This window comes from Mesorhizobium sp. NBSH29 (assembly GCF_015500055.1).
Taxonomy (GTDB): domain Bacteria; phylum Pseudomonadota; class Alphaproteobacteria; order Rhizobiales; family Rhizobiaceae; genus Neomesorhizobium.
In genome coordinates this window covers 2,010,470-2,033,076 of the sequence record NZ_CP045492.1, presented here as the reverse complement: position 1 = coordinate 2,033,076, position 22,607 = coordinate 2,010,470, and the positions used below count along the sequence as shown (strand labels likewise).

General features: G+C 58.9%; 21 protein-coding genes. 11 read left to right on the top strand and 10 right to left on the bottom strand.

Translation table 11 applies throughout. From position 1 onward, the window contains the following. Nucleotides 1-103: 103 nt before the first annotated feature. From smc to GA830_RS10025, 3 genes are all read right to left on the bottom strand, one after another. Nucleotides 104-3,565 (bottom strand): chromosome segregation protein SMC, encoded by a 3,462-nt coding sequence (gene smc / locus GA830_RS10035; protein WP_195161737.1) that lies wholly within the window; start codon nt 3,563-3,565, stop codon nt 104-106. 66 nt (nt 3,566-3,631) lie between these two features. Further along, the gene (locus GA830_RS10030) at nt 3,632-4,366 is read right to left on the bottom strand and encodes a DsbA family protein (RefSeq protein ID WP_195161736.1); all 735 of its coding nucleotides are present in this window, start codon (nt 4,364-4,366) and stop codon (nt 3,632-3,634) included. A 185-nt stretch (nt 4,367-4,551) separates the two neighbouring features. Next, entirely contained in the window at nt 4,552-5,058 is a 507-nt protein-coding gene (locus tag GA830_RS10025; protein WP_195161735.1) for a DUF721 domain-containing protein, read from the bottom strand. A 71-nt stretch (nt 5,059-5,129) separates the two neighbouring features. Between GA830_RS10025 and mutY the strand changes: the two genes are divergently transcribed. Both mutY and GA830_RS10015 read left to right on the top strand, forming a co-directional pair. Beyond that, entirely contained in the window at nt 5,130-6,257 is a 1,128-nt protein-coding gene (gene mutY, locus GA830_RS10020) for an A/G-specific adenine glycosylase (protein ID WP_195161734.1), read from the top strand. Next, nucleotides 6,254-6,865 (top strand): HAD family hydrolase, encoded by a 612-nt coding sequence (locus tag GA830_RS10015; protein ID WP_195161733.1) that lies wholly within the window; start codon nt 6,254-6,256, stop codon nt 6,863-6,865. Before mutY ends, GA830_RS10015 begins: the two co-directional genes overlap by 4 nt. Nucleotides 6,866-6,901: 36 nt before the next feature. Here the strand turns inward: GA830_RS10015 and GA830_RS10010 are convergent, their stop codons facing one another. Continuing rightward, on the bottom strand, nt 6,902-8,026 hold the full coding sequence (locus GA830_RS10010) for a site-specific DNA-methyltransferase (protein ID WP_374939316.1): 1,125 nt from the start codon (nt 8,024-8,026) through the stop codon (nt 6,902-6,904). A 170-nt stretch (nt 8,027-8,196) separates the two neighbouring features. Here GA830_RS10010 and GA830_RS10005 point away from each other — a divergent pair, with 170 nt between their 5' ends. Continuing rightward, nucleotides 8,197-8,886 carry an HAD family hydrolase gene (locus GA830_RS10005; RefSeq protein WP_195161731.1) on the top strand — a complete coding sequence of 230 codons (690 nt, stop codon included), beginning with the start codon at nt 8,197-8,199 and terminating at the stop codon, nt 8,884-8,886. Nucleotides 8,887-8,901: 15 nt separating this feature from the next. Here the strand turns inward: GA830_RS10005 and gcvA are convergent, their stop codons facing one another. After that, the gene (gcvA, locus tag GA830_RS10000) at nt 8,902-9,783 is read right to left on the bottom strand and encodes a transcriptional regulator GcvA (RefSeq protein ID WP_195161730.1); all 882 of its coding nucleotides are present in this window, start codon (nt 9,781-9,783) and stop codon (nt 8,902-8,904) included. A gap of 117 nt (nt 9,784-9,900) precedes the next feature. On the opposite strand from gcvA, the gene GA830_RS09995 reads away from it, so the two are divergent. After that, on the top strand, nt 9,901-10,590 hold the full coding sequence (locus GA830_RS09995) for an FMN-dependent NADH-azoreductase (RefSeq protein WP_195161729.1): 690 nt from the start codon (nt 9,901-9,903) through the stop codon (nt 10,588-10,590). Between the two features lie 3 nt (nt 10,591-10,593). Here GA830_RS09995 and GA830_RS09990 read toward each other — a convergent pair whose 3' ends face one another. Beyond that, complete coding sequence (locus tag GA830_RS09990) at nt 10,594-11,163, bottom strand: hypothetical protein (protein WP_195161728.1); 570 nt, start codon at nt 11,161-11,163, stop codon at nt 10,594-10,596. Nucleotides 11,164-11,282: 119 nt separating this feature from the next. Between GA830_RS09990 and thrC the strand changes: the two genes are divergently transcribed. From thrC to GA830_RS09970, 4 genes are read left to right on the top strand one after another with little or no spacing between them, the layout of a single operon-like run. Beyond that, the gene (thrC, locus tag GA830_RS09985) at nt 11,283-12,680 is read left to right on the top strand and encodes a threonine synthase (RefSeq protein WP_195161727.1); all 1,398 of its coding nucleotides are present in this window, start codon (nt 11,283-11,285) and stop codon (nt 12,678-12,680) included. A 14-nt stretch (nt 12,681-12,694) separates the two neighbouring features. Further along, nucleotides 12,695-13,987, top strand: coding sequence for a M16 family metallopeptidase (locus GA830_RS09980; protein ID WP_195161726.1), 1,293 nt, complete (start codon nt 12,695-12,697; stop codon nt 13,985-13,987). A gap of 10 nt (nt 13,988-13,997) precedes the next feature. Then, nucleotides 13,998-14,591 carry a GNAT family N-acetyltransferase gene (locus tag GA830_RS09975; protein ID WP_195161725.1) on the top strand — a complete coding sequence of 198 codons (594 nt, stop codon included), beginning with the start codon at nt 13,998-14,000 and terminating at the stop codon, nt 14,589-14,591. A gap of 3 nt (nt 14,592-14,594) precedes the next feature. Then, nucleotides 14,595-17,483, top strand: a complete 2,889-nt coding sequence (locus tag GA830_RS09970; RefSeq protein WP_195161724.1) for an EAL domain-containing protein — start codon at nt 14,595-14,597, stop codon at nt 17,481-17,483. On the opposite strand, the gene GA830_RS09965 is transcribed toward GA830_RS09970, so the two are convergent. Further along, complete coding sequence (locus GA830_RS09965; protein WP_195161723.1) at nt 17,474-18,079, bottom strand: YqgE/AlgH family protein; 606 nt, start codon at nt 18,077-18,079, stop codon at nt 17,474-17,476. The two genes, GA830_RS09970 and GA830_RS09965, sit on opposite strands and share 10 nt — an antisense overlap. A 124-nt stretch (nt 18,080-18,203) precedes the next feature. On the opposite strand from GA830_RS09965, the gene GA830_RS09960 reads away from it, so the two are divergent. The 3 genes from GA830_RS09960 (at nt 18,204) to GA830_RS09950 (ending at nt 20,087) form a co-directional block, all read left to right on the top strand. Then, nucleotides 18,204-19,004, top strand: coding sequence for a protein-disulfide reductase DsbD domain-containing protein (locus GA830_RS09960; protein WP_195161722.1), 801 nt, complete (start codon nt 18,204-18,206; stop codon nt 19,002-19,004). A gap of 78 nt (nt 19,005-19,082) precedes the next feature. Beyond that, entirely contained in the window at nt 19,083-19,583 is a 501-nt protein-coding gene (locus GA830_RS09955) for a peroxiredoxin (protein ID WP_195161721.1), read from the top strand. A 24-nt stretch (nt 19,584-19,607) separates the two neighbouring features. Further along, complete coding sequence (locus GA830_RS09950; protein WP_195161720.1) at nt 19,608-20,087, top strand: DUF2938 domain-containing protein; 480 nt, start codon at nt 19,608-19,610, stop codon at nt 20,085-20,087. 5 nt (nt 20,088-20,092) lie between these two features. Here the strand turns inward: GA830_RS09950 and rnhA are convergent, their stop codons facing one another. From rnhA to ispH, 3 genes are read right to left on the bottom strand one after another with little or no spacing between them, the layout of a single operon-like run. Next, nucleotides 20,093-20,617, bottom strand: coding sequence for a ribonuclease HI (gene rnhA, locus GA830_RS09945; RefSeq protein ID WP_195161719.1), 525 nt, complete (start codon nt 20,615-20,617; stop codon nt 20,093-20,095). Then, a complete protein-coding gene (locus GA830_RS09940; RefSeq protein ID WP_195161718.1) occupies nt 20,614-21,594 on the bottom strand; it encodes a homoserine kinase in 981 nt (326 codons plus the stop codon). Before GA830_RS09940 ends, rnhA begins: the two co-directional genes overlap by 4 nt. Before the next feature lie 2 nt (nt 21,595-21,596). Further along, nucleotides 21,597-22,607 carry a 4-hydroxy-3-methylbut-2-enyl diphosphate reductase gene (ispH, locus tag GA830_RS09935; protein WP_195161717.1) on the bottom strand — a complete coding sequence of 337 codons (1,011 nt, stop codon included), beginning with the start codon at nt 22,605-22,607 and terminating at the stop codon, nt 21,597-21,599.

Genomic DNA, 22,607 nt, shown 5'->3' with positions numbered 1-22,607 from the left:
AACACTGAACCATGGCAAACTTTCGACGATTAAAAGTCAGACCGTAGCCTGAGCATCTGAATGCAGCCCCGGGCTGACCAACGGCGTAGCGGGAATACCCGCTTCAGCTCGCCTCGCGCAGCTGCTCGGCTTCCTGCAGGTCGACCGAGACGAGTTGGCTCATGCCCTGCTCGGCCATGGTGACGCCGAACAGGCGGTTCATGCGGGCCATGGTGATGGGATTGTGCGTGATGATGACAAAGCGCGTCTCGGTCGTTCTGGCCATCTCATCCATCAGGTTGCAGAAGCGCTCGACATTGTGGTCGTCGAGCGGCGCGTCAACCTCGTCGAGCACGCAAATCGGCGCAGGATTGGTCAAGAACACCGCAAAGATCAAAGCCATCGCGGTCAGCGCCTGCTCGCCGCCGGAAAGCAGCGTCATGGTCTGCGGCTTCTTACCGGGCGGGCGGGCGAGAATTTCGAGGCCGGCTTCCAGCGGATCATCGGATTCGATCAGCTGCAGCTCGGCAGTGCCGCCGCCGAACAGGTGGGTGAACAGCCGCTGGAACTGGGCGTTGACCACCTCAAACGCGGCCAACAGCCGCTCGCGGCCTTCGCGGTTCAGGCTTTGGATTGCCTGGCGCAGCTTTCGGATCGCCTCGATAATGTCCTCGCGCTCGGAGATGATCAGCTCCAGCCGATCGGAAAGCTCTCTTTGCTCTTCCTCAGCGCGCAGGTTCACCGCGCCCAGCCGCTCGCGTTCGATCTTCAGGCGCTCCAGCTGGCGCTCAATCTCGGCGACATTTGGCATCGGGCTGTCTGCTTCCAGTCCGGTGTGGCGGATCACCAGATGCGGCGGGGTGTTCAGCGTCTCCTGAATGCGCGCTTCCACTTCCTTGCGACGATCGTCGGCGGCAGTCAGACGTTCTTCCGCCCTCACCCGGCTTTCGCGCGTTTCCGACAAATGCTGAATCGCGGCCGTGGCTGCCTTGTCGAGCGCTGCCTGTGCATTCTCGGCCTCCTGCAACCGGTCGGCGGCGGCCTTGCGCAGCGCCTCGGCCTCGGTCAGCTGGGACAGCAGCGCACGGCGGCGCGCGTCAATTGCATCCGGTGCATCCACCAGGGCTGTCTGTTCACGCGCGCTCTCCTCGCGGCGCTCGGTCAGCGCGGCGATCTGGCGGTCGGCATTATTGGCACGGGTCACCCAGCTCTTGCGTTCGGCGGCAATGGTTTCCAACCGGCGCGTCCGCATTTCTGCTTCGCGTTTCAGCCCTTCATACGCAGCGCGTGCATCGGCCAAACTGGCACGGTCCTGCAGCACATCGGCATGGCGCTTGTCGAGCCTGACCTGGAGGTCGCCGAGATCGGGCGCCTCTGCCATCTGCTTTTCGGCGCCGGCATGGGCTTCAAGCGCCTCGACATGGCTTTCGGCGACGCGGGTGCGGGCTTCTTGCAACGCGGCGCGGCGGCTCGACAGGTCGCCAGCAGCCTTTTCGGCAGCTGACAGCGCATCGCGCGCCTGGCTGACCGCATGCTGAGCATCACGCCATGCCTGCCGCGCGTTGCGCTCTGCCTCGGCTGCCAGCCGCACGCCGGTTTCGGCTTCGGCCAGGATCTGTTCTGCCGTGCGCACCTGCTTGGTCGCGGCCAATGCATCGGCATCGAGTTCGGCCAACCGGTTCTTTTGCGCCAGACGAAGGGCAGCAGGTGTTGGCGCATCGGCGCTCACCGTCATGCCATCCCAGCGCCACAGCGCGCCCTTTTTGCTAACCAGGCGTTGACCGGGCTGCAGCGTTGGCTGAAGCCGGGCTCCGTCTGCATCTTCTTCCACCACACCGATCTGGCGCAAGCGCCGGGCAAGCTGGCCCGGTGCCGTCATCTTGTCGGCCAGCACCATCACGCCGGCTGGCAAAGACGGGTCGTCATCGGCGAAAGTCGTCGCGCCCCAATGGGCGGGCGCATTGCGGTCCAGCGGAACGTCGAGATCTTCGCCAAGTGCTGCACCCAGCGCGGTTTCAAAGCCGCGCTCCACCTTGATCTGCTCCACGACGGCTGGAAACAGATCCCCGCTGGCAGCATTGAGCATTTTAGACAACGTGCGCGCTTCGGTTTCGATGCGCGCCAGTTGGGCTCGCGCCTCTTGCAGCGGCGCACGCGCTGTTACCTCGCGCTGACGCGCCTCTCCCACCGCTTTTTCTGCACCAATGGCGGTAGCTTCGGCAGCGTCTGCCAGCACCGATGCCTGATCCACCAGAACGCGCTTTTCGGCAGGGTCAGCGAGCCCGGAAATCTTTGCGGTAATCTCGCCGGCCTCGCGGTCGATATCGGCCAGTTGCCGGGTCAGCCGGTCTCGTCGGTCGGCAGCATCGCGAATGGCGCGCTCAGCCTGGCTACGGGCGGCGGAGGCCTCGGCGCGCTCGGCGGTCAATGTGGTCAGGGCTGCTTCGCTCAGCCCCAGCTGAGCCGTCGCCTTTTCAAATTCGGCGCGGGCTGAAACCTCCCGGTCGGCAGCGCCGGCATTGTCGGAGTTCAGACTTTTTTCTTCAGCGGCCAGCCGTTCCAGCGCGCCTGAATTGTCGACCACTAATTGCTGTTCGCGGCTGATGTCGGCATCCAGCTGGGCCAACCGCTTTTCGATCTCGGCCTGGCGTGCGCGCACGCGGCCAGCCTCTTCCTCGATCTGCGAACGGGCGATCGACAGCCTCTGGAAGGCGGCGGCAGCCTTTGCTTCGGCGTCACGCAGGTCCGGCATACGGTGCGCGCCGACGGCCTGATCCTTGGCGGCGTTCATCTGGCTCGCAGCACGCTCGGCCACCAGTGACGTTGCCATTGCGAGAGCCGACTTGGCCTCAGCTTCCTGCGTGTTGGCCTGCGTCCAGCGCAGATGCAGCAATGTCGCTTCGGCCTTGCGGATGTCTGCAGACAGGTTTTTGAAGCGCGAAGCTTGGCGCGCCTGGCGCTTCAGGCTTTCAATTTGGCCTTCCAGCTCACCGACCACATCGTCCAGCCGTTCAAGGTTCTGCTCAGCGGCGCGCAGACGCAACTCCGCCTCGTGGCGGCGTGTATGGAGACCGGAAATTCCGGCTGCCTCTTCCAGCAGGGCGCGGCGCGCCTGCGGCTTGGCCTGAATCAGTTCGCCGATGCGGCCCTGCCCCACCATGGATGGCGAGCGGGCGCCGGTCGACTGGTCGGCGAACAGAAGCTGCACATCCTTGGCGCGCGCCTCCTTGCCATTGATCCGGTAGACCGAGCCGGCCTCACGCTCAATGCGCCGTGAGACCTGCAATTCATCCGCGTCGTTGAAGGCTGCCGGCGCTGTTCGATCGCTATTGTCGAGGAAAAGCGTCACCTCTGCCGTGTTTCGGGCCGGGCGTGTGGCCGAGCCCGAAAAGATCACGTCGTCCATGCCCGAGGCGCGCATGTTCTTGTAGGAGCTTTCGCCCATCACCCAGCGCAGCGCCTCGACAAGGTTTGACTTGCCGCAGCCATTGGGTCCGACAACACCGGTCAGGCCACGCTCAATGATGAATTCACCGGGTTCAACGAAGGATTTGAAACCAAGCAGGCGCAGCCGTGAAAATTTCATCGGCGCGCCCTTTTTGGCGCGCGCTCTGCCGAGCCCACGCCATCTGTCTGCTGGCCCGACCGGACCTCAGAGCAGCGGGTCGATAATCGCCGATATCTCGTCAATCGACAGGGCCCCCGGATATCTGTTTCCGTTGATGAAGAAGGTCGGGGTCGAATCCACACCCAGTTCCTCACCACGCGCACGTACCGCTCTCACATCTTCCAGAAGCTTCTGGTCCGTCAAGCAGGCTTCGAAGGACTCCTGTGAAAAACCCGCCAGCTTGGAAATGTTAAGCAGGGCTGCCTGTGCGTCCTGTGCCGTGGCCCATGTACGCTGCTGCTTGAACAACACCTCGATCATCGGGAAATAATTGTCGTTGGAGCAGCGCGCCAGCATGAAGCCGGCCTCGGCGCGAGGATCAAACGGAAATTCACGGAACACCAGCTTCACCTTGCCGCTGTCGATATATTTTGTCTTCAGCGCCGGCAGCGTTGTCTCATGGAAGGTCGCGCAATGCGGGCAGGTCATCGAAGAATATTCCACAATGGTAACCGGTGCATCTTCCTTGCCAAGAACCTTGTCAGGCAGCGAACCGGCTTCCAGCAGCTTTGCCGTATCGACCTTGCCGGCTGGTTGCGGCGCAGCGACCGCTGGCGTAGCAGGCTTGGCCGCGTCGACCGGCTTGCTAGCATCGACGGGCTGTGCGGCAGGCGTTTCAGCCTCGGCCTTGCCGCTGTCGCTGCACGCAGCAAGCAATGCAGCAGCCGGAACGGCAAGCAAACCGGAGAGAACAGACCTACGGGGAAGTGAACGAATCATTTGTACCACCTGAAATATGTTTGATCCTGCAATGCAGGCGCACCAGAAAGCCAGACTTGGCGGGAATTAAGGCAATCCTGTCCCCAAACCAATCCGCAATATTGCCTCAGCCTATCACAAAAGAGCGACGGGCCGCGCTTCCACCCATTCAAAGCCAACTCTGCTGTCGCCAGTAGCAACCGATTTCACTGCTTCGCGGCTCGCGACGCGAGAATGGTGGCTCCTAGCTTTTCCAATGAGGCACGCAGGCCGTCGTCTTCAATCAGCCCGACGGTGGAAGATATTTTTTGCTGCTCCGGTTCTGAAAGCGGCCGCATCACCGGTTTTTTGCGCGGGGCCGCAAAAGTCACAGGCTTTTGGACGATCTTGACGCGGCCAACCGCATTGAAGCCGAGGAAGGCGTTCACCCGGCTTATTATTTCGCCGGTTTCGTGCTGAAGGCGCAAGGCTGCCGCCCCCTCGCAGGCGATGACCAGAGTGGCCGGCTCAAACGGGTCGTCCTCATGCATCCGGCGGGGCCAGACAATTTTTTCAGGTCGCGTTGTAGTGGCCAGTCGCACACCGGCGATTTCTTCCCAGGACTGGACGAGGCCGATGGAAATGCCGGCGCGCTTGCGCAGCACCGGATCGAGGATTTCGGTTGCCAGGTCGCTCACTGCAACAGCATTGCCGTATCTACGTTTCCCTGCCATGAACCACCCTTCCCGCGTCGCGCATTCCTGCCCGCTTCCTGTCCAGCAGAGCTTAGACCAGTTTACCGGCGATGGCACTTCCTGAAACGCCCATAGCAGAACCCGATCCGATGCGCAGCGCCATCGCACCGCTGCTGCTTGGCTGGTACGACCGCCACCATCGCCACCTGCCCTGGCGCACCGCACCGGCGCAACTTGCTTCAGGCGTCCGCCCTGATCCCTATCATGTCTGGCTGTCGGAAATTATGCTGCAGCAGACCACAGTCGCGACAGTCAAGCCGTACTTCGCAAAATTTCTCGACCGCTGGCCAACCGTCCTTGCGCTCGCTGCTGCTGACCCGGATGATATCATGAAGGGCTGGGCCGGGCTCGGCTATTACTCGCGCGCGCGCAATCTAAAAGCCTGTGCCGATGTGATCGCCGCTGATTATGGCGGGCAGTTCCCCGACACCGAGGTTGGCCTGCGCTCGCTGCCCGGCATCGGCGCCTATACGGCGGCGGCGATCTCGGCGATTGCCTTCGACCGGACAGCAGTGGTGGTCGACGGCAATGTCGAGCGGGTGGTCACCAGACTTGCTGCCATCGCCACGCCGCTCCCCGCCGCAAAGGGCGCCATCCGCGATTATCTCGGATCCATTTTTCCGGCTAACAGACCGGGCGATTTTGCTCAGGCGATGATGGATCTCGGCGCAACCATCTGCACACCACGCAAGCCGGCCTGCCTGACCTGCCCGCTCAATGACAATTGCGCCGCGCTTGCCGCCGGCGACCCTGAACACTATCCGCAGAAATTGGCGCGGCCCGACAAGCCGCAGCGCTATGGCGCCGCCTTCGTCGCGATGCGGGATGATGGGGCGCTGCTGTTGCGCAAACGTGCAGGCAGCGGGCTGCTCGCCGGCATGAGCGAGGTGCCGACGACCGGCTGGACCGCCCGGGTCGATGGCGAGCGAACCGTCGAAGGGGCACCTTTCGCCGCAAACTGGGAAAAATGCGGCCAAATAGCCCATATTTTCACCCACTTTCGCCTGGAACTACATGTGTTTCGCGCCAAAGTGGGGGCCTATCGCGCCGTTTCAGGCGAATGGTGGGTGATGCCCGACACGCTTTCCGACGAGGCCTTGCCGACTGTCATGAAAAAAGTCATCGAGGCGGCTATACCCGGCGCCACCCAAGCGCCGCGCCTGAAAGGACGCCCATGACTGTCATCCGCCACATCGTTTTCGACATCGGCAAGGTGTTGATTCATTATGATCCGGAACTTCCCTTCAACCGGCTGATACCGGACGCAGAAGAGCGGCGATATTTCTTCGAAAATGTTTGCACATCGGAATGGAATATCGCGCAGGATCGCGGCAGAAGCTGGGAGGAAGCCGAGGGGCTGCTCGTGGCGAAATTTCCTCAACATCAGGAAAACATTCGTAATTTTCGCAAACACTGGCATGAAATGGTGCCACACGCCTATGATGCTAGCGTTGCCCTCATGGAGCGTGTGATCGATGGTGGACATGATGTGACGCTGCTGACCAATTTTGCTGCCGACACATTTTCCGAGGCTCGCAAGCTCTTTCCGTTCCTCGAAAAACCGCGCGGTGTCACCGTCTCGGGTGAGATCAGCATGATCAAGCCTGAGCGCGGTATCTACGAGCACCACGTAAAAAGTTTCTCCATCGAACCCAAGGCAGCTCTATTCATCGACGATTCCCAGAAAAACGTTGACGGAGCAAAAGCTTGCGGCTGGCAGGCAGTGCTGTTCACAGATGCCAAAACGCTCGAGGTGGACCTCGAGCGCTTCGGGATCTTGCCGTGACTGGAAAAACGGCAGACCGGTGAACTGTGTTGGTTTTTACGCTCCGGCGCGTTCCATGCCGAGGCGGACGATGCGGCGCAATTCGTCGATCTGGGTAAGGCCGCCATTGCGTTCGTAATGCCAGAAAGTCCAGCCGTTACAAGCGTCTAAGCCTTGCGCCTGAGCGCCCATGCGGTGGATTGAGCCTGCATTCTCGCCTGCAGCCAGCGTTCCATCGGCACGAACTTTGGCGAACCAGCGGCGCTTGGCATCGCAAAGCACGGTGCCAGGCTTGATCATGCCCGAATCGATGAGGCTGACAAAGGCTACCCGCGGTTCTGAACGCTTTCCCGTCAGCATCGATAAATCGTTGTCTGCCAATGGCTTAACCGATGCGATCCGGTCGGTTGCGGCATCAATGTAGTCTTGTTCGCGCTCGACGCCCACAAAGTTACGGCCAAGCCTTTTGGCCACCGCACCGGTGGTGCCCGAACCAAAGAACGGGTCCAGAACAACATCGCCCGGCCGGGTCGAGGCCATCATGATGCGGGCAATCAGCGCTTCTGGTTTTTGGGTCGGGTGAAGCTTGTTGCCGTTCTCATCCTTCAGCCGCTCATTGCCCGTGCAAATCGGAAACAGCCAGTCGGAACGCATCTGAATGTCGTCATTCGAGGCTTTGAGCGCATCATAGTTGAAGGTGTACGACTTGGCCTTGGCGTCGCGAGAGGCCCAGATCATGGTTTCGTGCGCGTTCTGGAAACGACGACCGCGAAAATTGGGCATCGGGTTGGTTTTGCGCCAGACGACATCATTGAGTATCCAAAACCCCAAATCCTGCATAGCCGAACCGACCCGGAAAATGTTGTGGTAGGACCCGATCACCCAGATGGTGCCGTTCGGTTTAAGCACGCGGCGCACAGCCAGAAGCCAGGCGCGGGTGAAGGCGTCGTAGGCGGCAAAGCTCTCGAATTGGTCCCAATGGTCGTCCACCGCATCAACTTTGGATTGATCCGGCCGATGCAAATCGCCATCAAGTTGAAGGTTGTAAGGTGGATCGGCGAAGACGACATCGACGGAATTGTCGGGCAACTTTTCCAGCGCTGCGACGCAATCGCCCTTGATAATGGTGTTCAGCCAAGGGGCTGCGACTGGAGCGCCTAAGAGTTCGGCAGACTGAAGCATGGCTGACATGGGGAACCCGACTGTACGCGTTACATTGTTACTGGCCGTTATGGTTACTGAATTGCGTAAATAATTGGTGAAACAGAACAAAGTTTGCCGATGCTGCGGTGTTCGTGTATGCCCCGCGCTTTCTGGAAAGCCCTTGTAAACTCCTGACGTGCGGATACCTGATGAACCAGCCTGAGCTGATTATTTTTGATTGTGATGGCGTGCTCGTTGATTCAGAAATCATCGCAGCCCGTATCGAGGCTGAGCTCTTAACGGCTGCCGGATTTGAGATTTCCGCGGAAGAAATCTCCGAGACCTACGCCGGTCTGACATTCAAAGACATCATGCTTCGGCTGGAGGAACGGTCCAACATCCCGTTCCAGGCGTCGCTCATTGATCAGGCAGAAGCGCTGGTAGATCGCAGGCTGGCCAACGAAGTACGCGCTGTTGACGGTGTCCATGAAGCAGTTGCCGCGGTGGCCACCCAGTACTGCATCTGCTCCAACTCGGCATCCAGCCGGCTCGACGCCATGCTGACCAAAACTCGGCTAAAGCCTCATTTTGAAGGCCGAATTTTCTCGGCACTGGATACGCCAAGTGGCAAGCCGAAGCCCGCACCCGACGTTTTTCTTTTCGCTGCCGAGACAATGAAGGCTGAGCCGGCGCAGACTTTCGTGATCGAGGATTCCGTACATGGCATCGCCGGCGCGCGCGCAGCCGGCATGCGCGTCATCGGCTTCACCGGCGGTTCGCACAGCTATCCTGGCCATGCCGACGCGCTGACAGATGCCGGCGCGGAAACTGTCATCCGGCGCTGGGGTGAACTGAAGGCGACGCTTGAGGCGATGGCTGTGTGGTCGGACGGCGCCTAAGCCACCGCCGCCGTGTCATTGCTTCCGTTCTAGTTCGCGAAGCAACCAGGACCGCAGAATAGTCACTTCTGGCGCTTCATTTTCTGGGTGCACGAGATAGAAGTCGTGACCCTCAATAACCGGGCCAAACGGCTGGACGAGTACCCCAGAGGCCAGATCGTCAGCGACGAGTACAAGACTTAGAAGTGCAACGCCGTGGCCCGCAATGGCGGCTTGCACAGCATGTCCGTCATCATTGAACGTGATACCGGCATCGGGGTCGATCCCGTCCAAACGCGCATCCGCGAACCAGCGCCGCCAATTTGGGGTCTGCGCGTCCGGGTGCCGCCAGCGGGAATGAAGCAATGTTGCATTTGCAAGGTCTACAGGCTCTTTCAAATCCAATTGCGCACTGCAAACCGGGGCAAAATGATTTGCCATCAGCCTCACCGACTTCAAGCCGGGATAAGACCCTGGACCGTAGCGCACGGCCGCATCGGCGACACCGGTGGACAGATCGACTGGATCATCCGATGCGTGCAGGTTCAAGTCCACCGTGGGAAACTGCTCCCGAAACTTGGAAACGCGCGGCACCAGCCAGCGAGCGGTAAACGAGGCCGTGGCCGATAGTGTCACGACTTTGCGCCGATTGCCGGAAACACGCGTAAGGGCATGCGCAAATGCATCAAAACCCTGGCGTAATACGGGGTATAGTTCCTTCCCCGCAGGTGTCAGCTCCACCTTGCGTGTCAGACGCTGGAACAGGCGAATGCCAAGAGTCTGCTCCAGAAGCCTGATCTGATGGCTGATCGCGGTCGGCGTTACCCCCAACTCTCCAGCAGCCTGCTTAAAGCTCAAGCGACGGGCGGCAGCCTCGAAGGCGCGCAATGTTGCCAAGGGCGGAAGGCGACTACGCATGAATTCAACTCATCCAACGATTGATCAATTCGCATTCGTCAAACGAATCTATCCATGAATTTATGTTCGTTCTCAAGGCCTTCTGCCCGATGGCCTCAACTTTCCATGGAGACACAGTTGACAAGTATTCTTCATATCGATGCCAGCGCACGACCCTTGACCTCGGTAGAAAGCCCGTACGGTTCCCATAGCCGGCGGCTGAGCGCCCGCTTTCTCTCGCGGTGGCGGGAAGCGGATAGTGCCAAGGTAATTTACCGCGACGTCGGACAGAAACCGCCGAGCCCAGTTTCAGCTGACTGGATACGCGCAGCCTTTACGCCGCCGGAATTGCGGATGGCGTGGATGGCCGACACACTGGCCGAAAGCGAACGACTTGTGGATGAATTGCTTGGTGCAGACGTGATCGTTGTCGGGGTACCCATGTACAATTTCGGACCACCTGCACAGTTCAAAGCCTGGATCGACAACATTGTGCGGGTGGGAAGGACATTCGGCTTTGACCGCTCCCGATCCGGCGAGCCTTATTGGCCTTTGCTGTCGACTGCAGGAAAATCACTCATAATCCTGTCGTCACGGGGCGACTATGGTTATAGTCCCGGCGGGCGAAACGCATCAATTAACAGTGTCGAGCAAAGCATTGCCTCAGCCTTTTCCTATATCGGAATTACCGACATCCATTCGATCGCTGTGGAATATGACGAATTTGCCGACGAACGCCTTCAGCTATCCATCGGCGAAGCGGAAACAGAAGTCGACGCTCTGGTTGAGAAACTTGCAGCCGCCCGGCGCGCAAAGGCGACTGCCTGAACGCTACTCTTCCGCCTTCTTTTTTGGCGGACCCTCGTCATAGCCGGCAAAAATCTGGATGTCGCGCTCGGACGAATCGGGGATCACGACATTGGGATCACTGAATACCCATTGGGTGGATTGTGCTCCGGCTGCCACCTGATGCTGGTGCAATTGAGAATACAGCACTTCATCACCGCGTACGACAGCGATTCGAATCGGCATCGTCACATTGCCTGCAACGCCTGCCGGACCGGGCACAACTTTGCCTGCGACAGCGACATTCATGGTCAGCATACCATCGGCGCGGGCACAACTGCGTGTCACATCGGTGATCGCGGCCTGGTAGACGATCTTCGAAGCATCACCGTCGCCACCCTTGGCATATGTGTTGAAGAAGGCTGTTCCCTCGCGCAAGGTCACGGAAGGGCAATATGCACGCAACTCGCTGGCCAGGATTTTGCCCTCTGGCGCCTTTGTTGCGTCATCGCCGACGCCGGCGATCGTGTTGTCGCCAGATTGGCAGCCAGCGACGGCAATCATAAAGCCGGCCAGCGCAATCCCGGTAAAAAAGCGACTGTCTTTAAGCACCATCTGCACTTCCTTCCAGCAAACGCGCCGTCTATATCAAGCCGGCAATGAAATTGCGACAGCGCAACTGAGATTTTCAAGGTTGCGGATATCGGGCCCGATGCCGTAACGGACAGGTGAGCATGCACTATATCAGCACCAGAGGGGAAGCACCGTTCCTCGGCTTTTCAGATGTTCTTCTCGCGGGGCTTGCCCGCGATGGCGGCCTTTACGTTCCACAGCAATGGCCACAATTCTCGCCGGCTGAAATCCGTGCCATGCGCGGGCTCTCCTATTCTGACCTCGCCATTCAAGTGCTGACGCCGTTTCTAGGGGACGAGATTTCTGCCGATGATTTCGAGCGCATGGTGCGCGAATCTTATGCGACGTTCCGTCACGACGCGGTCTGCCCGCTGGTTCAGTCGGACGCTAACACGTTCATTCTGGAACTCTTCCACGGGCCGACACTTGCCTTCAAGGATGTCGCCATGCAGTTGCTGGCGCGGCTCATGGATCATGTTTTGGCGGAGCGCGGACAGCACGCGACGATTGTGGGCGCGACATCCGGCGACACCGGAGGCGCTGCCATCGATGCCTTTGCGGGACGAGATCGCACCGATATCTTCATTCTGTTTCCGCACGGACTGGTTTCACCGGTACAGCAGCGGCAGATGACCACGTCAGCCGCCAGCAATGTCCATGCCCTTGCCGTCGAAGGCAATTTCGATGATTGCCAGGGACTGGTGAAGGACATGTTCAATGATCATGGTTTTCGCGACAGGGTGGCATTGTCAGGCGTCAACTCGATCAACTGGGCGCGCATCATGGCGCAGATCGTCTACTATTTTTCGTCGGCCCTTTCGCTTGGCAGTCCTGACCGGCCGGTTTCGTTCACGGTTCCGACGGGCAATTTCGGCGATATTTTCGCCGGCTATGCGGCCAAGCGCATGGGCCTTCCTATCGAACAGCTGGTTATTGCCACTAATGACAACGATATTTTGGTGCGCACGATCGAGACTGGCGAATACAGGATGCAAGGCGTGGTCGCGACCACGTCGCCGTCCATGGACATCCAGATTTCATCCAATTTTGAGCGCCTGTTGTTCGAGACGGCAGGTCGCGATGATGCCACTGTGCGCCGATATATGGCCGGGCTGAAGCAATCAGGCGCTTTTTCGCTTGATGCAGCACAGCTTGATACAATCAGGCAGGAGTTTGCTGCGGGGCGCTCAACCATGGCGCAGACTGCAGAACAGATCCGGGCAACACTGGCCTCGACCGGTTATCTGCTCGACCCCCATACGGCGACAGCGATGCATGTCGCTAGGGCCGACAGCGACAACACAACCCCTATGATCGCGCTCGCCACCGCCCACCCTGCAAAGTTCCCTGCTGCCGTTGAGGAAGCTTCGGGGCTTGCGCCGCAACTCCCGGCGTGGCTTGATGGTCTGATGCAGCGTAAAGAAAAGTTTGCAATTCTTTCATCTGATCTGAGAATGATGGAAGATCATATCAGTAGCCGCGCCCGGGCGGCGCGTTAGGGAGTAAGCCGTACATGGGTGTTGAGGTAAGCCGTCTGTCGAACGGCCTGACAGTCGCCACCGAAACCCTTCCTCAAGTTGAGTCCGTGGCCCTTGGCGTTTGGGTCAAATCGGGAGCGAGGAATGAGCGCGAGGACGAGCATGGCATGGCCCATTTGCTCGAACATATGGCGTTTAAGGGAACACATCGTCGCAGCGCCTGGACCATTGCGTCCGAGATCGAGGATGTGGGCGGTGAAATCAACGCTGCGACGAGCGTGGAAACCACTTCGTTCTTCGCACGCGTGCTGCGCGACGACGTTCCGCTGGCGGTTGATATTCTGGCCGACATTTTGACCAACTCCAAGTTTGACGAGCATGAACTCGAGCGCGAGCAGCATGTGATCCTGCAAGAGATCGGCGCGGCGCATGACACGCCCGACGACATCATCTTCGACCGATTCACCGAGACAGCATTTCGTCACCAGACGCTTGGCCGCTCCATTCTCGGCACACCAGAGACGGTGAAATCATTCACCTCGGCACAGCTTCATAACTTCATCGAACGCCAATATGGCGCTGAGCGTATGATCGTGGTTGCCGCCGGCGCGGTAAAGCATGATGATTTTGTGCGGGAAGTTGAAAAACACCTGGGGAGTTTCCGGGCCAAGTCGGAAAGTGCGCTGCCGCAATATGCGCATTATGTCGGCGGAGATTACCGCGAACATCGCGACCTGATGGATGCGCAGATCGTGCTCGGCTTCGAAGGTCGCGCTTATCACGTTCGTGACTTTTATGCATCGCAGGTGTTGTCGATGATCTTGGGCGGCGGCATGTCGTCCCGGCTGTTCCAAGAAATTCGGGAAAAGCGCGGCCTATGCTATTCGATCTATGCGTTCCACTGGGGCTTTTCAGATACAGGTGTTTTCGGCATTCATGCCGCGACGGGTCAAAGTGACATCGCCGAGCTCGTTCCGCTGATCATCACCGAGCTTCAGAAGTCAGGGGAGATGGTGGAGCAAAGCGAGCTCAACCGGGCCCGGGCTCAATATCGCGCAGGCTTGATGATGTCAGCGGAAAGTGCGGCTAGCCGAGCCTCGCAGATTGCACGGCAATTGCTGTTGTTTGGTCGCCCTATCGGTATGGAAGAGTTGGTCGATCGACTCGCCAATCTGACCACAGAGCGGCTGTCTGATCTTTCGGGACGGCTGTTTTCAACCAAGCCGACTGTTGCAGCAATCGGCCCGGTCGGATCGCTGGCCCCTTATGAAACGATTCGTGACACCCTGCCCCAGGCCAATATGACGGCCCGCAGACTAGCCGTTTGATCCGGCCCATATGTTTGCGCTGCCATTCTTCCGGCGCGACCTGCCGTCGTTGCGGGGAGACCGGATCACGCTCCGTTTGCCGGAACCTAGCGATTATCGTGCGTGGAGTACGCTACGCTTGGCAAGCCGCGCTTTTCTGGAGCCATGGGAGCCGCGCTGGTTACCGGATGAGCTTGACAGCCCAGCATGGCGGCAGCGACTCCGGCGCACGCGCGAGGATTTCGAGCAGGGTTTATCTGCCGCGTTTCTCATTTTTGAAACGCGGAGCGGGAAACTGCTTGGTGGCATTACAGTAGGCAATATCCGCCACGGCGTGGCACAGTCATGCCAAATCGGATACTGGATTGGCGAGCGCTATTCGGGCCAGGGGTACATGCAGGAGGCGGTTCGCCTTGCCACCCGCTTCTGCTTTGGACAACTGATGTTGCACCGGATTGAAGCTGCCTGTATTCCCGACAATGCGCGATCGATCCATGTGCTTGAAAAAGCCGGATTTCAGCGCGAAGGCCTTTTGCGATCCTATCTGCGGATAAATGGCAGCTGGCAGGACCACTATCTTTACGCGCTCATCGCAGATGAGCCGGGCAGCAAGGCGCGAGGCTGATTTTTGCAACGATTTTTCGCGAGCGGGAACTGGCTGGCACTTGCCCTTTCGGCATTTGTGGTGCTGTGCGCAGTTGTCCCTGCATTGGCTATCGAGCCCATCAAGATCACGCGCGATGACGTAGCGCTCGACCTTTCAGGTGCGGTCGAACTCTACCGCGATCAAGGCGAGAATTTTCAGGTTTCCACCGCGCCCGGACCAGACGGTATTGTGCGGCGTATCGAAGTGGAAGCCAATGATGCGCGCTCTACCGGCGACTGGGCGGTGTTTGCGCTGGCCAATACAACTGACGAACAGATCGACAGGCTGATCGTCGCGCCGCACTTTCGCCTGGTCAATTCCGGGCTGGTATGGCCTGACCTTGGCTCAAGCCGCATTGCCGCGATCACCCCCAGCGAGGGTTTTGCGCTCGACCGCCAGGTAAGCATCGACGCCGACGTGTTTCGCGTGACGCTCAACCCGGGTTCGGTGGTGACGTTCATTGCAGAGCTGGCTTCACCTAAGCTACCGCAAGTCTATCTTTGGGATCCCGAGCCATACAAGGATTCCGTCAATTCCTACACGCTCTATCGCGGTATCGTGATCGGTATCTCTGGGCTTCTAGCGCTGTTTTTGACGATCCTGTTCGTGGTCAAGGGTACCTCGATGTTCCCGGCGACAGCTGCCCTTTCCTGGTCTGTTCTGGCCTATATCTGCGTCGATTTCGGCTTTCTGAGCCGCGTTATCGAGATTTCGCCGGGAAATGAACAGATATGGCGGGCTGGAACTGAAGTTGCGCTTGCGGCCACGTTCGTTGTGTTCCTGTTCACCTATCTCAACCTCAACCGATGGCACGGGCATTTCAGCTATGGCGCGCTGGCCTGGGTGCTCGGACTGGTTCTGATTGCTGGCGTTGCCATAATCGATCCGGCAATTGCGGCAGGAATTGCGCGGTTTTCGTTTGCGGCAACCGCTTTGGCCGGAATCGGGCTGATCATCTATCTCGGCGTTCAAGGCTATGACCGCGCAATCATGCTTGTACCAAGCTGGATGATGGTACTGGTCTGGCTCGCAGGTTCGTGGTTGGCGGTGACTGGCGGGCTTGATAACGACATCGTGCAGCCGGCGCTTGGTGGCGCGTTGGTGCTGATAATACTGCTGATTGGTTTTACCGTTATGCAGCATGCTTTCGCCGGTGGGGGCCTGCACCAAGGGCTGTTCAGCGATATGGAACGCCAGGCGCTGGCAGTTACCGGTGCGGGCGACACAGTGTGGGACTGGGATGTGCTGCGTGACCGCGTGGTGACGCGCCCCGATATCTCTCATCAGCTCGGCCTCTCTCCCAACAGCCTTACCGGCCCGGCGCGAACCTGGTTGCCGGTGCTGCACTCTGATGATCGGGATACATTCCGAACGACGCTGGACGTTGTGCTCGAACACCGGCGCGGACGTGTGTCGCAGAGCTTCCGGCTACGCGGAGCGGATGGCCACTACCACTGGTTTGCGTTGCGCGCACGCCCTGTTATCGGCTCCGATGGCGAGGTTATCCGCTGCGTTGGAACCTTGGTCGATGTGACCGAACAGAAAAAAGCCGAAGAGCGGCTGCTGCACGACGCGGTGCATGACAATTTGACCGGCCTACCCAGCCGCGAACTTTTCCTCAACCGGTTGGAAGGCATCATTTCCATTGCCAAGACAGAGGAATCGATCAGACCGACCGTATTCGTCGTCGATCTGGACCGGTTCAAGCAGGTCAACGACGGGTTGGGGATTTCTGCAGGCGACACCATTTTGCTTACCATCGGGCGGCGGTTGCATCGGTTGTTAAAACCGGGCGATTCGTTGTCGCGTTTTGCAGGTGACCAGTTTGCGTTGATGCTGCTCTCCGAGCAGGATCCGGCACGCATTGCCGCCGTGGCCGATGCAATCAAGCAGGCGATTTCAACGCCGATCACCTTCGCCAAGCGCGAGATCGTGCTGACCGCTTCGGTCGGACTGATTACGTGGACGCAGGCCCAAGCCTCTGCAGAGGACATGGTCAAGGATGCGGAGCTTGCCATGCATCAAGCCAAGCGTTTCGGCGGTGATCGCATCGAGCCGTTCCGGCCAGCTTTCCGTTCCGTCGGCACCGACCGGTTGCAGCTCGAATCGGATCTCCGACGCGCTATAGAGCGCAAAGAGTTCACGCTTGCCTACCAGCCCATCGTGCGTCTGGTTGACCGGTCAGTTGCCGGCTTTGAGGCGCTGTTGCGTTGGGACCATCCGCGCCGTGGCTCCATCCCGCCCTCCGATTTCATTCCAGTCGCGGAAAGCTGCGGGCTTATCGTGCAGCTTGGCCTGTTTGCCATGCAGAAGGCGGCGGACGACCTTGCCGCCTGGCAGAAACAGATTGGCGATGTGCCACTGTCGGTCTCGGTCAATCTTTCGAGCCGGCAATTGATAAGGCGTGATCTCGTCACCGATGTACGTTCAGTCATCGCGCGGGCCAACCTCAAGCCACGCTGCTTCCGCCTGGAGCTGACGGAATCACTGGTGATGGACAACCCCGAGCAGACCAATCATGTGCTATCGAAGCTCAAGAAACTCGGGATCGGGCTTTCACTGGATGATTTCGGCACAGGTTATTCGTCGCTGGCTTATCTCACCCGCTTTCCGTTCGACACGATCAAAATCGACAAGAGCTTTGTCGACGACACAACAGCCAAGCGCGAAGTGCTTCTGAAATCCATGGTGAACATGGCACATGACCTTGGCATGTCGGTCGTAGCGGAAGGCGTTTCAGATGAAAGCGATGCGTTGAGACTGCGCCAGATGGGTTGCGAATATGTGCAGAGCTTTCTGTTCGGCGCGCCGATGCCGGGCGAAGCGGTTCTGAAAATCCTGAAAGAGCAGTACCCGCTTGCTCAGGCGTGACCGGCGCGCGGGCTGAGCCGAATCGGATCAATGCCGATCGACGTGAAGATCCGATCATATTTGCGCTCTATGTCTGAATCAAAGAGCAAATCGCTGTTGGCGGGACAGGTAAGCCAACCATTTTCGGAGATTTCATGTTCCAACTGGCCCGCGCCCCAGCCGGCATAGCCCAAGGCCATAAGCGCCTTTTTGGGGCCCCGACCAGCCGATATGGCACGCAGAATATCGACGGTCGCTGTTAGGCAGACTTCGGTGGAAACCGGCATCGAGGATTCCACCACGTAATCGTCCGAGTGCAGCACGAAACCGCGGCTGCGGTCGACTGGGCCTCCTTCCCGGACCACGAATTCCTGCGCAGAAGGCGGTAGCCGGATCGCTTCCCGCTCATTCATGACGCCAAGCTGCACCAGCAGATCAGCAAAACGCAGGGGCTGTGCCCGATTGATAATCAAGCCCATCGCACCCTCGTCGCTATGGGCGCAGACATAGATAACGGAGCGGGCGAAACGGTCGTCGAGCATTCCAGGCATCGCGATCAGGAACTGATCGTCGAAAAACCCGCTCGTCATCGACTTTTTCTGCCGCAGAAGATCCATGGAATGAGAGTAACGCGTTTCTCGCACGCGCGAAAGGTGATGGCGTGCAAATGGTCACGCGAATATGAACTGAGAGAGCCGATCGATGGTTGCTTCATGGCGACGCAACGCCCACATGTGCAGCATGGAAAGATCGTTTCTTCTGCTATTTTGCCTTGCTATAATGGTGCCCGCGCCTGCGTCTGCCGGCAGTAGCGACTGGGTGGAGGTCCAAGGTGGCCGCGTGCGGCTGGTGACTGCCGGCGGAGCCGACGCCAAAGGGGTGTTGCGGGGAGCCCTGGACATCGACCTTGAGCCCGGTTGGAAAACCTATTGGCGCGACCCGGGCGATGCCGGAGTACCGCCGCAACTCGATGTGTCAAAGAGCGATAACATCGACAACGCCGACATGCAGTTCCCGGCGCCGGTTCGCGTTAACGATGGGTACTCTGTATGGGCCGGTTATACGCGGTCGGTGGCATTTCCCATCAGTTTCACGCTTGCCTCACCTGAGCAGCCGACATTGATCGAGGCTGATATTTTTCTGGGCATATGCGAAACGATCTGCATTCCCGTTCAGGCCACGCTTAAGCTTGATCCGGCAGGTGGCGCGGGCAACGAAGGTGAGCTGAGGCTGGTCGGTGCGGCATTCAGTGCTCTGCCCGCAGCAGCCACAGTCGCCTTTGGCGCCGAGATGCTTTCTTCCGATGACAAGGAGATGCTGGTGAGTGTGAACCTGCCCGGCGAAACCACCGCGATCGAACTGTTTGTCGCGGGCGACAGCGGTTATATGTTTGGCGTACCGCAGCGCGTCGACAGGGAAAACGCAACGGTGTTTGCGGTTCCAATCTTGGGCCGTCCCGCAATGCGCCCTGAGGGTGGTGGCTTGCCCTACACGCTCACTGCGGGTTCCGCATCTGTCGAAGGCACCCTCACCTATCCTTAAATCCGGTTGGTCCAGCCTGTTGAAGCTGCCACCGAAATCCCCACCTGCGATCCGAAAACTTTTAACAGGAATACACATATGCATATTGCTGAAGGACAGAAACTTCCCGACACCAATTTGAAACTGACGGGGTCGGACGGTGCCAAACCGGTGACGACGAGGGACTATTTTGCAGATAGGCGGATCGTGCTTTTTGGCGTGCCTGGTGCATTCACACCAACTTGCAGCAACAACCATTTGCCCGGGTATCTGGAAAACCACGATGCCATTCTGGCGCGCGGCGTCGACCAGATTGCAGTGGTTTCCGTCAATGATGCCCATGTCATGACCGCTTGGGCGCGCTTTACCGGCGGAGAAGGCAGGATCGACTTCCTCGCCGATGGAAACGGTGAATTCGCCAAGGCGATTGGTCTGGATGCCGATATGTCGGCAGGGGGCCTGGGCGTGCGCGTTAAGCGCTTTTCGATGATCGTCGAAAACGGCCGGGTAGAAAAGCTGAACGTTGAGGGCAAGCCGGGCCAGGCGATCGATTCGGGAGCCGCTCAAATTCTAGAGCAACTCGCCGCCGTTCCGGCATAGCGTAACGCAACCGGGGGGCTGTTCATGTTTGATGACGTCTGGCGTTCTATCGCCATCGGGATCGGTGCCACAATCCTGATGGACCTTTGGGCTGTGGTTCTCAATCTCGCGTTCGGACTACCGCGCCCGAACTGGGGGATGGTCGGCCGATGGGTCTGGCACCTGAAGGATGGTGTACTGACCCATGACGATATTTCCCGGGCAGGCCCCTATAAGAATGAAAAGGCGCTTGGTTGGGCCTTTCACTACCTTATCGGCATTCTATACGGCGTAGCGCTGGTGCTGATTGCCGGCGCTGGCTGGCTCGACAGCCCTAGCTTCCTGCCAGCTTTCATTTTGAGCATTGTCACAGTCGGTGCAGGCTGGTTCATCCTGTCGCCCGGTCTTGGCAATGGCATTGCCGCTTCGCGCCACCCAACACCAAACGTCGCGCGTGGGCTCAACCTCGTGTCGCATACCGTCTTTGCCATTGGGCTGTTTGGAACAGCGCTGATGCTGAGCTGACTTGATCAATAGCTCTGGGTGGAACGACGGGCAATTTTGGTTGGGCGGGAACGTTTTCCGGCTGGTGATGATACCGCTGCCTTGCTTGAGCGTTCCGGCTTGAACGGCGCCATGCCCTGGCGGGCCAGTTCGTCAGCGCGTTCGTTTTCGACGTGGCCGGCATGGCCCTTGATCCAGTGCCAGGTGACACTGTGGCGTTTGCGCGCTTCGTCAAGAGCCTGCCAAAGCTCTGCGTTCTTGACCGGCTTCTTGGCTGCCGTCTTCCAACCGTTGCGTTTCCAACCTTCAATCCAGCCGCCGATACCGTCTTTGACGTAGCTGCTGTCGGTATAAAGATCGACTTTACAAGCTTCCTTCAGCGCGGACAGCGCTGAAATCGCTGCCATCAACTCCATACGGTTGTTGGTCGTGTCTGCCTCGCCCCCCGATAGCTCCTTTACAGTGCCGTTGAAGCGCAGGATCGCACCCCAACCGCCGGGACCGGGATTACCGGAACAGGCTCCGTCAGTAAAAATTTCCAACTCTTTCAAACCGATACTCCTTCGGCCCCAAGGCCGTATTCTGCTGCCGAGACAATCCGCCTGTGAAAGCGCATGCGGCGCAGATATTCGAGCGGATCCTTCTTCACCACAAGGCTGCCTTCGGGGACTGTCTGCCAGTCATAGAGACGAGTCAGGAAAAACCGGAGCGCAGCGCCGTGGGCAAGTAGCGGCAACGCGTCTGCTTCAGCCTGCGAAAGGAGCTTCACTGAGGTGTAGCCACTCAACAGCGCCTTGCCCTTGGTCAGGTTAAAGGAATGGTCCTTTTCAAAGCACCAGGCATTGAGGCATACAGCAACGTCATAGGCCAGTTGATCGGTGCAAGCGAAATAGAAATCGATCACGCCCGATAGTTCACCGCCAAGAAAAAAAACATTGTCCGGGAAAAGATCGGCGTGGATGACACCGCTGGGCAGGTCTTTGGGCCAGTTGTTCTCGAGCACAGTCAAATCCGTTTCGACTTCGGCTCCCAATCCGGGTTCCACCTCGCCGGCGCGTCGCGATGCACGGTTCCACAAAGGTCGCCAACCCGCAACGCTGAGCGCATTTTGCCTCTGCATTCCAAAACTGGTGCCGGCCAGATGCAGCGCTGCAAGCGCGGCACCGACAGAGCGACAGTGATCAACAGTTGGCCGGCGCATCCACATACCTTCGAGAAAGGTGACGATAGCAGCCGGGCGATCCGCCAGCGTGTCGATAGTCTTGCCGTGGCGCTGCGCAACCGGCTGCGGGCAACTGATGCCGCTGGCATGCAGATGCTGCATCAGATTGATGAAAAATGGCAGGTCACCGCGGTCCACACGCTTTTCATAAAGCGTCAGGATGTAAGGACCGCTGGTGGTGTGGAGGAGGAAGTTGGAGTTTTCAACGCCCTCGGCAATGCCCTTGTAGGAAAGCAGGTCGCCAACATCGTAATGCTGCAGAAACGCGCTGAGCTCGCCTTCAGCGATATCGGTATAGACAGCCACGCTCAGCCTGCTCCGTTGACAAATGCCATGTCAGCGGCAGTCAGTTCGACATCGCGCAGGATACGCATGACCGGAAATTCTTCAGTTTCAGTCGCGGTGACAGCGAGTTCCACATTCACATCGAAGCGATCGCGAAAAGCGTTTACAATCTCGTCCACAATGATTTCAGGCGCCGAAGCGCCCGCTGACAGGCCGAGAGTGGAGATGTTGCCAATGGCATGCCACGGAATTTCGGACGCGCGCTGTACAAGTAGAGCCATTTTGGCGCCCGCCCTCTCAGCGACTTCAACCAACCGCATGGAATTGGAGGAATTTGGCGCTCCGACAATCAGAAATAGGTCCGCGCCGGGCGCGGTTTCTTTCACCGCTTCCTGGCGATTGGTTGTCGCGTAGCAAATCGATTCAGCCGCTGCGGCTTGAATGTCAGGGAATTTTGCGCGCAACGCCTTGATGAGGCCGGCCGTATCCTCGACGGACAGCGTTGTCTGCGTCACGAATCCTAGAGCGCTTGCATCACCCGGCTGGAAGCGGGCAATGTCGGCCTCAGTCTCGACCAGAGTGACCGCGCCTTCGGGGAGTTGGCCCATGGTCCCGATGACTTCCGGATGGCCGGCGTGGCCGATCAGGAGCACGTGACGACCAAGGCGTTGATGACGCATGGCCTGCTTGTGAACTTTTGAAACCAGCGGACAAGTAGCATCCAAATAGAAGAGATTGCGCGCGCGCGCGTCTTCTGGCACCGATTGCGGCACGCCATGGGCGGAAAAAACCACGGGGCATTCCCGATGTTCCGGGGGGATTTCCGACAACTCCTCGATGAAAACAGCGCCGAGGTTTTGCAAACCTTCTACCACATAACGGTTGTGGACAATCTCGTGGCGGACATAGACCGGTGCGCCATACTTCTTCAATGCCAGCACTACGATCTGGATGGCTCGGTCAACGCCGGCACAAAAGCCGCGCGGCTGGCAGAGCCTGATCGTCAGCGGTCGTCTGGTGGATATGGCGTCCAT